The sequence below is a fragment of the Pseudomonas sp. SWRI179 genome, from assembly GCF_014268705.1.
In the GTDB taxonomy this organism is placed as follows: domain Bacteria; phylum Pseudomonadota; class Gammaproteobacteria; order Pseudomonadales; family Pseudomonadaceae; genus Aquipseudomonas; species Aquipseudomonas zanjanensis.
The window spans coordinates 1-12,548 of the sequence record NZ_JABWRA010000092.1; the positions used below are offsets into that span (position 1 = coordinate 1).

9 protein-coding genes are annotated in these 12,548 nt (G+C 60.7%); 2 read left to right on the forward strand and 7 right to left on the reverse strand.

All coding sequences use genetic code 11. The features are described 5' to 3' along the window. Positions 1-185: 185 nt before the first annotated feature. A complete protein-coding gene (locus HU767_RS27885) occupies positions 186-1,010 on the forward strand; it encodes an RHS repeat-associated core domain-containing protein (protein ID WP_186709475.1) in 825 nt (274 codons plus the stop codon). A 7-nt stretch (positions 1,011-1,017) separates the two neighbouring features. Here HU767_RS27885 and HU767_RS27890 read toward each other — a convergent pair whose 3' ends face one another. The 7 genes from HU767_RS27890 to HU767_RS27920 form a co-directional block, all read right to left on the reverse strand. After that, complete coding sequence (locus tag HU767_RS27890) at positions 1,018-1,884, reverse strand: ABC transporter permease (RefSeq protein ID WP_186731044.1); 867 nt, start codon at positions 1,882-1,884, stop codon at positions 1,018-1,020. A 141-nt stretch (positions 1,885-2,025) separates the two neighbouring features. Further along, positions 2,026-2,886, reverse strand: coding sequence for an ABC transporter ATP-binding protein (locus HU767_RS27895; protein ID WP_186731045.1), 861 nt, complete (start codon positions 2,884-2,886; stop codon positions 2,026-2,028). 5 nt (positions 2,887-2,891) lie between these two features. Further along, complete coding sequence (locus HU767_RS27900) at positions 2,892-3,917, reverse strand: ABC transporter substrate-binding protein (RefSeq protein ID WP_186709487.1); 1,026 nt, start codon at positions 3,915-3,917, stop codon at positions 2,892-2,894. A 37-nt stretch (positions 3,918-3,954) separates the two neighbouring features. After that, positions 3,955-4,857, reverse strand: coding sequence for a TauD/TfdA family dioxygenase (locus HU767_RS27905; RefSeq protein ID WP_186709489.1), 903 nt, complete (start codon positions 4,855-4,857; stop codon positions 3,955-3,957). A gap of 446 nt (positions 4,858-5,303) precedes the next feature. Then, positions 5,304-6,671, reverse strand: coding sequence for an HlyD family type I secretion periplasmic adaptor subunit (locus HU767_RS27910; RefSeq protein ID WP_186709498.1), 1,368 nt, complete (start codon positions 6,669-6,671; stop codon positions 5,304-5,306). Beyond that, positions 6,661-8,817: a type I secretion system permease/ATPase gene (locus HU767_RS27915; protein WP_186709500.1), complete on the reverse strand. Its 2,157-nt coding sequence runs from the start codon at positions 8,815-8,817 to the stop codon at positions 6,661-6,663. The genes HU767_RS27910 and HU767_RS27915 overlap by 11 nt, the downstream gene beginning before the upstream one ends. Before the next feature lie 37 nt (positions 8,818-8,854). After that, entirely contained in the window at positions 8,855-10,204 is a 1,350-nt protein-coding gene (locus HU767_RS27920) for a TolC family outer membrane protein (RefSeq protein ID WP_186709501.1), read from the reverse strand. A gap of 357 nt (positions 10,205-10,561) precedes the next feature. Between HU767_RS27920 and HU767_RS27925 the strand changes: the two genes are divergently transcribed. Continuing rightward, a partial coding sequence (locus HU767_RS27925; protein ID WP_186731046.1) for a retention module-containing protein occupies positions 10,562-12,548 on the forward strand: 1,987 nt, incomplete at its 3' end.

A 12,548-nucleotide genomic window follows, 5' to 3' on the forward strand; every position in this document is an offset into this window, starting at 1 on the left:
CAGCTCCTACAGGGAACAGTCGAGCGGGAGCAATCTCTGGCCACGGGTCCATGTTGGCGTCCGGGTACCTGCAAGCAGGCTGTACGGAGTGAGAAAAACTAACAGTTCTGATAGTTCTCCAACCGACGCCAAGGGAGTAGAACTATGGCCCACAGCTCCCAATCTCATGCTTGCCGGTGTTTCGTATGACTCAGACCATAACGAACGATCCAGCAAACCCTAGCCAACAACGTACCGTGTTGCTGGCGGTGGATCTCAAAAACTCGGTACTCGTTGAAGTCGATGCGGGCAATACCAATCGCATCGCATACTCGCCGTACGGTCACCAGTCGGCGCAGCATGAGGTGATATCCCAATTGGGGTTCAATGGCGAACGGCGTGAAACGATGCCCGGATGGTATTTCCTGGGTAATGGCTACCGCGTCTACAACCCACGCCTGATGCGCTTTCATAGCCCGGACAATATGAGTCCGTTTGGTAAGGGTGGGTTGAATTCGTATATGTATTGCGGTGGGGAGCCGGTGATGAATTCGGATCCGACGGGACACCATTTTGGCTGGCCTTCGGTCGTTATGCAGAAATTTATTGGCGGGCTGCGAACTGCCATAAATCGGACCACCAGCGTTGCGACAACATCAGCTAGTCGGGCGGCTAGCAATATCGGTAGCGTTATCTCAACTATTTCCGGTGGCACAAGTCGAGCAAGAAAAGCGGTCAGTATGTTCGTCACCCAAAAAATAGGGACGACGCAGACAGTGCCGCAGCAGCTTATGCCACTCCACGCTCATACCGCTACTACACGTACTTCGACAATCTCACGCATCCAACCTTCCCCTCCCCGCACCCTAGTGCGACAGCAACCTACCTACCGATCCCAACAACGTCTCCAGCAGGCAAGCAAAGACGCCAGGAAGCAACTCAGTGATGAGCGTGAATTCGTTGCAATCAAGCAAGCCAAAGAGATCCGTAACCAAAGGTTGGCTGAAATCAAGCGTCATTTAGGTGACTAACCCCTTTTCACCGCTGCATCCCCCAACGCTTCACCGTCACCCGCTCCAAACTGTCGAACACCAGGTTCTCCACCAGCAACCCGATGAGGATCACCACCGCCAACCCGGCAAACACCTTGTCGGTGTACAACTCGTTGCGGTTCTGGAAGATGTACCAACCCAAACCGCCCTTTCCGCTGGTCGCACCGAACACCAGTTCGGCAGCGATGAGGGTGCGCCAGGCAAAAGCCCAGCCGATCTTCAGCCCGGCGAGGATCGACGGCAGCGCCGCCGGGATCAGGATGAACAAAACAAAGCGCAGGCCCTTGAGCCCGTAGTTGCGCCCGGCCATGCGCAGCGTTTCCGACACGCCAAGAAACCCCGCATACATATTCAACGCCAACGCCCACAGCACCGAATGCACCAGCACGAAAATCAGGCTGTTCTGCCCCAGGCCAAACCACAGCAGCGCCAAAGGCAACAGGGCGATGGCCGGCAGCGGGTTGAACATCGACGTCAGGGTGCTGAGCAGGTCGCGGCCTAGCTGCGTCGACACCGCCAGGGTGGTCAAGCCAAACGCCAGGACGATGCCCAGCAAATAACCCTTGAGCAGCACCACCAGGGAAATCCACACCTTGCCCAGCAGCTCGCCACTGAGCAAACCGTCATACAACGCGTTGGCGGTTTGCAGGAAACTCGGCAGCAGCAGGTCATTGTTCTGGTATCGGGCCACGCCCTCCCACACCAGCGCCAGCAGTAACAGGATCAGGCTTTTGCGCAACCAACCCTGTTGCCAGAGGCGCTGGCCCAAGGGCAACTCGCGCTCCAATGGCACGTGGGTCAGCGGCTGCAGGTCGACTTCGTATTCTTCGCGCGCAGGCGATAACTGGCTCATAAACACTCTCTTTTCAAATCCTGGCACCGCCCCGTAGGAGCTGCCGAGCGAAGCGAGGCTGCGATCTTTCCCCTGACGCTTGAGTCTCGGACGAAAGATCAAAAGATCGCAGCCTCGTTGCACTCGACACCTCCTACAGGGTCAGTAGGCGATACGGATGTCGGTGAAATCCAGCTCACGCTCGGCGTCCGGCGACTGGCCTTGCTCGAACAGCAACGAATGAATCCGCCGCGCCGTGTGCTGGAAACCCACGCCGCCGAGGCTGTGCAGGTCGTATTGATGGCTGTGGATTTCCGCCCTCACCCGTCCCGGGTGCGGCGACAACAGCAAAATACGATTGCCCACCACCAATGCCTCTTCAATGGAGTGGGTGACGAACAACAGGGTGAAACGCACCTCCTCCCAGAGCAGCAGCAATTCCTCCTGCATCTTGCGTCGGGTCAGGGCATCGAGGGCGGCAAAGGGCTCGTCCATCAAGAGGACTTTTGGTTGCATCGCCAACGCGCGGGCAATGGCGACGCGGGCCTTCATGCCGCCGGACAAGGTGTGGGGGTAGGCATCGGCAAACGCCGCCAGGCCGACCTTGTCGAGATAATGCAGCGCCCGCTCCTCGGCTTCGCGACGCTTGAGCGTGCCCGACGCCAGCAGCGCGAACATCACGTTCTGCTTGACGGTTTTCCACGGCGGCAATTGGTCGAACTCCTGGAACACCACGATGCGATCCGGGCCTGGCGCTCGGACGGTTTGGCCTTGCAAGCGGATCTCACCTTCGCACGGTGCGATGAAACCACCAATGGCCTTGAGCAGCGTGGACTTGCCGCACCCGGACGGGCCGAGCAATACAAAGCGGTCCGCCGGATCGACCTCGAAACTCACCTGATGGGTGGCCCGCACCACACGCTGTGGGGTGCGGTATTCCAGGCTGACGTTATCCACTGACAACAGCGCAGTGTCAGCGGACGTGGCGTTGCTGGCCGCGTGGCCTTGCAATGGCGCGTTCATGACGATCAGCTCCCCTGCAACGGCTTGGCGTCCTGGAAGAAATAATCTTCCCACGACGCCGGTTTGTGCTTGATGGCGCCGACGCGGTAGAGGAACTCCGCCAGCGGGTAGGTGTTTTTCGGGGTGACGGTGAATTCGATCTGCGGGTTGTCGATGATCTTCAGCAAGGTCGCCCGGTCGATCTTGGCCTTGGTCACACGCAGGTAGGTGTCCGCCGCCGCGCCTTTGTCCTTTTGGGCGAACTCGGCCGCTTCGGTCAGGGCCTCGACGAAGGCCTTGTAGGTCTTCGGGTTTTGGTCGCGGAATTTCTCGGTGGCGAACAGCACCGTGGGTGAATTCGGCCCGAGCACGTCATAGGAATTGAGTACGACGTGGACGTTGGGATTTTGCAGGGCCTGGTCCTGGAACGGTGGATTGGAAAAGTGCCCGGTCAACTCGGTGCCGCCAGCAATCAACGCGGCCGTGGCGTCCGGGTGCGGGACGGCCAGGGTGTACTTGTCGAGGCGATTGAAGTCCTTGTCGCCCCACTGCTTGGCGGCAGCGAATTGCAGGAACCGCGATTGCACCGACACTCCCACCGCTGGGACCGCGATGCGGTCCTTCTCAGTGAAGTCGGCGATGGTCTTGACGTTCGGGTTGTTGCTCAACAGGTAATAGGGAAAGTTGCCCAGGGAGGCCACGGCCTTGACGTTCTGCTTGCCACGGGTGCGGTCCCAGACCGTCAGCAGCGGCCCGACGCCAGCCCCGGCAATGTCGATGGAACCCGACAGCAACGCATCGTTGACTGCCGCGCCGCCTGATAGCTGGGTCCAGTCGACCTTGATGTCGATGCCCTCCTCCTTGCCATGCTTCTCGATCAATTGCTGGTCGCGGACCACGTTCAGCAACAGGTAAACGATGCCGAACTGTTCGGCGATGCGAATCTCGCCCTCGGCGTGGGCGCTGGCGGGCGCGACGAGGCTGCCGGCCAGCAAACTGAACCCCAGGCCGATGGCGGCGGCCAGCGGGGCAAAAGCAATGCGTGTGGACATGGTGATTCTCCGGGCTTTTTGCGCGAGGCGCAGCCGATCAGAAAGGGGCGTCGCCCTGGATGGTGGTACGGTACAGCTTGCGGCGCAGATGACTCGGGCAACCGGCGGCGAGGTGAATCAGCGAGCGGTTGTCCCAGAACACCAAGTCGTGGGGCTGCCATTGATGGCGATAGATGTTCTGCGGCAGCACGCTGTGGGCATACAGCTCCGTCAGGATGGCTTTGCTTTCGTCTTCCGGCAGGCCGACGATGCGGGTGGTGAAGCCTTCGCTGACGAACAACGCCTTTCGCCCGGTTTCCGGGTGGGTGCGGACGATGGGATGCACGACTTCGGCGACCTGGGCCAGTTGCTCAGGCGTGAGCGTCGGGCGCCAGTTGCCTTCGAATTTAGTCTCGCTGTAGCGCGCAGTGTAGGAGTGCGCCGCCGAACGGCCCTCCACCGCTTTGCGCAGCGCTTCCGGCAACCCGTCCCAGGCCTTGTGCATGTCAGCGAACAGCGTATCGCCGCCTTCGCTTGGCAGCTCCTGGGCATGAAGCATCGAGCCGAGGCTGGGCAGTTCTTTATAGGAAAGGTCTGAATGCCAGAACTTGCCGGCGTCCCCCAGGCCGATGGACTGGCCGTTTTCGATGATGTTGGAAACGATGAGAATCTCGGGATGCCCGGCCAGCAAGAACTGCTTGAGCACATGGATCTGCAGCACGCCAAAACGACGGCTGAAAGCGATGTGCTGTTCGGGTGTGATGCGTTGATCGCGGAACACCACGACGTGATAGTCCAGGTGGGCGCGGTGGATGCGGGCGAAATCCTGGTCGTTGATGGGTCTGGACAAGTCCAGGCCAACGATCTCGGCGCCTACGGCATCGGGGAATGGACGGATGTCGAACGACTGCGGCGCGATGTTCGCGGCATTTGAAGCTGGAGAAAAAGAGACGGCTGGCATACATCACTCCCACGCACGGCGCGCTTGAATGGGCGCGCAATCGATCAAAAACTCACGGCGTTACCGTGTTGGTTTGTGTCGTGCGGCGCGCCGATTGGTCGGCAGGTACGCAGGGGGATGACTTTAAAGGTATAAGAACAGTAATTTAAATACCGTTAACGAATAACTATATGGCTTTTGGCTAGAGCTGCAAAACCAAATGTGGGAGCGGGCTTGCTCGCGAATGCGTCGGGTCAGCTACATATACATTGACTGATAAACCACCTTCGCGAGCAAGCCCGCTCCCACAGGGGTTTAAGGGTTAGCCCCACACTGTGGCGAGGGAGCTTGCTCCCGCTGGGGCGCGCAGCGGCCCCAAAAAAAGCGATGAGTGCTGCGCACTCAAGCGGGAGCAAGCTCCCTCGCCACAAAAGCTACCAAGCCACAAAATAATCAACTACTCGGCATTACCGCTCGTGCAACGCCTCGGACCGGGCCTTGATGATTGGCTTGAGCAGGTAGCTGAGCACGGTTTTCTTGCCGGTGATGATGTCCACCGACGCCACCATCCCAGGGATGATCAGCAAGGGCTTTTCAGGCGTGCCCAGATGGCTGCGTTCGGTGCGCAGCTTGATGATGTAGTAGGTGGTCTTCTTGTCTTCATCGGTGATGGTGTCGGCACCGATCTGTTCCAGCTTGGCTTTCATCCCACCGTAGATGGTGTAGTCGTACGCCGTGAATTTCACCGTGGCGTCCTGGCCGGGGTGCAGGAAGGCGATGTCCTGGGGACGGATTTTCGCTTCCACCAGGAGGGTGTCGTCCAGCGGCACGATTTCCACCAGGTCGCTGCCGGGCTGGATCACGCCGCCGATGGTGTTCACCAGCAGTTTATTGACAATGCCGCGCACCGGCGAGGTCACCAGGGTACGGCTCACGCGGTCTTCCAAGGCCTTGCCGGTGGCTTGGGCCTTGTTCAGGTCGGTGCGTGCTTCGTTGAGTTGGGTCAGGGCTTCGCTGCGGAACTTGCCGCGGGTCTCGTCGATCTTGCGCTGCACTTCCTTGATCGCCGATTCGGCGCGAGGAATCGCCAGCGTCGTGGCGTCCAGTTGCCCACGGGTCTCGACTTCGGCGCGCTTGAGCCGCAGCACTTCCACCGGCGACACCGCGCCTTGGGCCACCAGCGGCTCGGACATGTTGATTTCCTGGCGTTGCAGCGCCAGGCCGGAGCGGTACTGCGCCTGCTTGGAGACGAACTCACGCAGTTCCTGCTGGCGCTGGATCAACTGCTCCTGCAAGCCACCGATTTCATCGTGCAATTGCTGGCGACGGCTGATGTACAGCGACTCTTCGCTGGCGGCCTGGCCCGGCACCGCCTTGAGCACATCGGCCGGGAAGTTCAGTGGCCGGTCATCAACCTCGGCACTCAGGCGTTCGACCCGCAACAGCATCGACAGGCGATCCGCTTCGGTTTCGCCGACGTTGGAGACAAACCGCGTGTCGTCCAGGCGAATCAACGACGCGCCGGCCTCGACGATCTGCCCTTCCTTCACGAACAGCTCTGCGACGATGCCGCCTTCCAGGTTCTGGATCTTCTGGATCTTGGACGAGGGGATCGCCTTGCCGTCGCCCTTGGTCACTTCGTCGATCTCGGCGAAGTTGGCCCACAGCGCCAGGAACACAAAGAAGCCGATGATGCCCCAGATTGTCAGGCGCACCACCCGGGGAGCGTCCTCGATCAGGGCTTTGTTGACCTCGGGCAGCGGTTGGCCATGCAGTGAATCGGAACCTTTGAAGTAACGACCCACAGCGCCCTTGAAACCTGATTTAAGCAACACTGATCTGCCCCTTTTTCAACGCTTCCATGACGGCGGCTTTCGGGCCATCGGCGAGGATCTGTCCACGGTCGATCACCAGCAGGCGGTCCACCAGGGACAGCAAGGAGGCCCGGTGCGTCACCAACAGCACGGTCTTGTTTTCCACCACGGCGGCCAGGCGCTGTTTCAGGCGTTCTTCACCGGTGTTGTCCATGGCGCTGGTGGGTTCGTCCAGCAGCAGGATCGGCGGGTTGAGGAGCAACGCGCGAGCCAGGGCGACGTTCTGGCGCTGGCCGCCAGACAGGTTCTGCCCGCGCTCGCCGACTTGCAGTTCATAGCCTTGCGGATGCAGGCGGGCGAATTCATGCACGCCGGCCAGCTCAGCAGCCTGGAGCACCAGTTCGTCTTCGACGTAACGGGCGCCGGAGGTCAGGTTGTCCCGCAGGGTCCCGGCCAGCAATTGGATGTCCTGGGGCACGTAGCCAATGTTGTAGCGCAGCTCGCTGACGTCGATCTGGCGGATGTCCACGCCGTCCACCAGCAAGGCGCCGTCATCGGGCTGATAAAGGCCCACCAGCAACTTGGCCAGGGAACTCTTGCCCGAGCCGCTGCGACCGATGATGCCAATCTTCTCGCCCGGCTTGATCACCAGGTTGATGTTCTTCAGCGCGGGGTTCTGCTGGTTCGGGTAGGTGAAGTTCAACTGCCGGCATTCAACGGCGCCCTGCAATACCTTGCGACTCAGCGGGCGCTCGTCGAAATTGCGCTCCTGGGGCAGCTCCATCATCTGGTCGACCGAGGTCATGGTCACCCGCGCCTGCTGGTAACGCGTCAGCAGGCCCGACAACGAGGCCAACGGGCTGAGGGCGCGGCCGCTGAGCATGTAGCAGGCCACCAGCCCACCCATGCTCAGGTTGCCGGCGATGATCAGGTAAACCCCGAAGACGATCATGATCACCCCGGCCAATTGCTGGATCAGCAAGGTGATGTTCATCGCCAGGCCGGACAGCATCTTCACCCGCAGTTCGAGGCGACTGAGGGTGCCGATGGTCTGTTCCCATTGGTACTGGCGCTCGCTCTCGGCGTTGTTGACCTTCACCGCGTCCAGCCCAGCGAGAGTTTCGATCAGGCTCGACTGGCGCTCGGCGCCCAGGGCCATGGTGCGTTCCATGGTCGCGACCAACGGCTTCTGCAAGGCATAGCCGATCAGCAGGGCAATCGGGAACGCCAGCACCGGAATCCACACCAGGTGCCCACCGATAATCGCGATGACCATGAAGATCAGCAGGGTGAACGGCAAATCGATCAGGCTGGTGAGGGTGAGCGAGGCGAGGAAGTCCCGCAGGCTCTGGAATTCATGGATGTTCTGGGCAAAGCTGCCGACCCGCGCCGGGCGGTGTTTCATGGCCATGCCGACGATGCGCTCGAACAGCGTCGCCGAAATGATCAAGTCGGTTTTCTTGCCCGCTAGGTCCAGGCAGAGGCTGCGCAGCATCTTGAGGATCAGGTCGAAGACATAGGCGCCGGTGATGCCGACGGCCAATACCCACAGGGTCGATTCGGCCTGGTTCGGCACGACGCGGTCGTAGACGTTCATCACGAACAGCGGCGCGGCCATGGCGATGATGTTGATCAACAGGCTGGCGGCGATGGCATCGGCGTACAGCCAACGGGAGCGCTTGAGGGTGTCGCGAAACCACGAACGCGCCCGGGGAATGAGCGTGCCGTGGTTAACGTCAAATTTATGCTGCGGTTGGGCGAAGAACACCTTGCCGCTGTAGTCATCGGCCAGCAGCTCGCGGCTGACGGTCACCTCACCGCCGTCGCTTTCGCTGAGCAGCAATCGCGCCTGGTCGTCACCGACCCAGCCCAGCAGCACGGCGCTGCGGCCGTCTTTAAGCAGCAGCAGCGCCGGCATGGCGATGGTCGGAATTTGCTCGAGCTTGCGTTGCAACACCCGCCCTTGCAGACCGGCACGGGCTGCCGCGCGCGACAATAATTCGACGCTCAGCCGTTGCTTGGGCAGCGGCAGGCCGGTGGTGAGCATCGCCGCGCTGGCCGGCTTCTGATGCAGCATGCAGAGCGCCAGCAGACCGTCCAGCAGCGGGTCGTCGTGCAGCGTGCGCGGGTCATGAACTAGTTCGACTGGACTGACTTCTGATTCCACGCTCGGCACTCTGACTGATTAAAACGGCTGGTAGGACTCAATTCATCCCAGGCAACTGGACCTTGGGTTTCACGTCGTTCTGCACAACCGATGCCAACGGCGCGACCACACCCTGGCTTTTCAACAACTGGCCCATGGTTGCCTTGATCCGGTACTGGGTGAACAGCTGCACATTCTTGATTTCCGCCAGGCGACGGGAAGCGCTGAACAGCTCGTTTTCACTGTCGAGCAAGTCGAGCAGCGTGCGTTCGCCGAGGCTGAATTGTTTCTGGTAGGCGGTGCGCACGTTGGCACTGCGGTCTACGTATTGCTGGGCGACCGGCACCTGGGCGTTGGCGTTGTTCAAGGCGTTCCAGGCCAGGCCCAGTTCTTCGTTCAACTGGCGCAGCGCGTTGTTGCGGATGTCCAGGGCCTGGTTGGACAGGTACGACTTGGATTCCAGGTCGGCCTTGTTGCTGCCACCGGCATACAGGTTGAAACGCATGCGCAGCATGGCTTGCCATTCATTGTTGTGACCGTTCTGGCCGTCCAGGTCGTTGTCGGCGGTGCGGCCCAACTCAGCATCGAAGCGTGGGTAGAAGCTCGATTTGGCGGCTTCATACTGTTGCTCGGCGGCAGCGATGTCGGCTTCGGCCGAACGCAGCACCGGGCTGTTTTCCAGCATCTGGGCGCGGGCTTCGGTCAGGTTGGCCGGCAGCAATGCCAGAAAATCGGCAGGACGCTCCAGTTGATCGGGCAGTTGACCAACGGCGCTGAGGTAGTTGGTCTCGGCATCGGCCAGGTTGGTTTGTTCGGTGATCAAGTTGTTGCGGGCCTGGGCCATGCGCGCTTCGGCCTGGTCCAGGTCTGCGCCGCTGCCCACGCCACGGGAAGTGCGCAGCTTGATCTGATCGAAGATGCGCTCGTGGCTCTTGAGGTTTTCCTCGGCCAGGCGCACGAACTCACGACGGGTCAGCACGTCCAGGTAAACCTGGGCCACTGTCAAACCGGTGCGCTCGGAGGCGTCCAGCAACGAATAGGCACGGGCATTGACGGTGGCTTGTTGACGCCCGACTTCGCTGGACGTCGCAAAACCGTCAAAAACCATTTGCGACAAGCGCAGGCTCGATTCGCTGCGGTTCAGGGTTTCCCAATGGTTATTACCGCCCGAACGGGTGGTGACACTGTCGGTGCCTTCGCGGCCATATCCGGCTGCAAGGTCCACTCTAGGCAGGTAGCCGCCCTTGGCCGCCTTGAGTTGGTAATCCGCCGCGAGACGACTGTTCACGCCGGCCTGGATTTCAGGATGGACATCCAAAGCCTGCTGCATGGCCTGCGGCAAGGTTTGTGCTTGTACGAAACTGGCGGCGAGGACGAAGGGTAAAGCCTTGAGCAGGTGCGAACGCATGGTTGGATTATTCCCAGAACTCTTGTCTTGAATCACAGCGAAACGTGGCGCTGCATCGGATGATGGCAACCGGAATGACCGTATGTCGGAAAGTTCAAAACAGGAGCTGGAACACGCGCTGAAAGAACAGGTCGCCGCTTAAATATCAATGTGACATTACGTTGGCAATTGTTTAGGATGGCCGGCAGAAGGTCAATAGTTTGGCACAAACAAAATAGCCGGAAAAAACAGCCAAAATATTGACAATGAAAAGCGTCAAATAACCTTACTTTGTACACATGAACGTCCAGACCGCTGCTGCCTAAAAGCCGCCGGGTCCATGGAAGTCTACTGAGCGTGGCACCCGGAGAGTCTTCAATGAGCAGTGTTATTGCCGTTGTCAAAAGCATTGTTGGTCAGGTTTTCGTCGTATCCCCAGAGGGCATTCGGCGCGTACTCATTGAAGGCGATCGCCTGAACGTAGGCGACCAGTTGGACACCGGCCCTGCCGGCGCCGTCACATTGGAGCTGGCCGATGGCCGCACCCTGGACCTGGGCCGCGACACCCAGTGGAGCGCCAATGCTCCGGACTCGTCCACTGACCTGGCACAAGCCACCGCCCAGGCCGCGCCGTCGGTAGAAGAACTGCAACAAGCCATCGCCGCGGGCGTCGACCCGACGACTGCCCTGGAAGCCACCGCCGCCGGCGCCACTGCCGCGGGTACGGGGGGCGCCGCCGGTGGCGGCCACAGCTTTGTGGTGCTGGATGCCACCGCCGGCAGCGTCGACCCTACCGTCGGTTTCCCAACCGAAGGCCTCGCTGCGGCGGCGGCCACCGATGACAACATCCTGGGTGGCGATACCACGGCCGATACGACCGCCAACGCCGTGCTCAATGCGACCATGACCCTGAGCGCCACGCCGACCCTGACCGAGGCCGGCGGCGTGCTGGTGTACACCGCGACCGTGACCCAGGCCCCGCAGACCAACCTGACCGTGACTTTGTCCAACGGCGCGGTCATCGTGATCCCGGCTGGCCAACTGACTGGCAGCGTCAACGTTCCACTGGCGCCGAACGACACGGTCTACAACGACCCAAGCCAGATCAGCGTGACCGTCACCGGCACCACCGGCGGCACCGGCATTGCCGTGACCGTGCCCACTACACCGGCCGTGACTCAGATCACCGACACCGTCGACACCACCACCGTCACCCTGAGCGCGGGCAATACTGTCACCGAAGGCGGGCAAATCACCTACACCGCCACACTGACCAACCCGGCCCAGACGCCGGTGACCGTGACTTTGAGCAATGGCTCGGTCATTACCATTGCTGCTGGACAGACGACCGGCACCGTCAACGTTGATACACCGGCCAATGACGTCTACAACAACGGCAGCACCGTCAGCACCACGATTACCGGTGCGACCGGTGGCAACTTTGAAAACCTGGTGCCGAGCACGGCGCCTGCGGTCACCACGATTACTGATTCGGCGGATAGCACCGGCCTGACCTTGACCGCCAACAACACCATCACCGAAGGCGGCCAGATCACCTACACCGCCACCTTGACCAACCCGGCCCAGACGCCGGTGACCGTGACCTTGAGCAATGGCTCGGTGATCACCATTGCTGCTGGACAGACGACCGGCACGGTTGCCGTGGATACCCCGGCCAACGACGTCTACAGCAACGGCAGCACTGTCAGCACCACCATTGCCGGTGCGACGGGTGGCAACTTCGAAAACCTGGTACCGAGCACCACGCCAGCGGTTACGACGATTACCGATTCGGTTGACACCACCGGCCTGACCTTGACCGCCAGCAACACCATCACCGAAGGCGGTGCGATTGTTTACACCGCCACCCTGACCAACCCGGCCCAGACCCCAGTGACCGTGACCTTGAGCAATGGCTCGGTCATCACCATTGCTGCTGGCCAGACGACCGGCAGCGTTAACGTCGAGACGCCAGCCAATGACGTCTACAACAACGGCAGCACCGTCACCACCACCATTACCGGTGCGACCGGTGGCAACTTTGAAAACCTGGTGCCGAGCACTGCGCCTGCGGTCACCACGATTACTGATTCGGCGGATACCACTGGCCTGACCTTGACCGCCAGCAACACCATCACCGAAGGCGGCCAGATTACCTACACCGCCACCCTGACCAACCCGGCCCAGACTCCGGTGACCGTGACCTTGAGCAATGGCTCGGTCATCACCATTGCTGCTGGACAGACGACCGGCACCGTCAACGTTGATACGCCTGCCAATGACGTCTACAACAACGGCAGCACCGTCACCACCACCATTACCGGTGCGACCGGTGGCAACTTTGAAAACCTGGTGCCGAGCACTG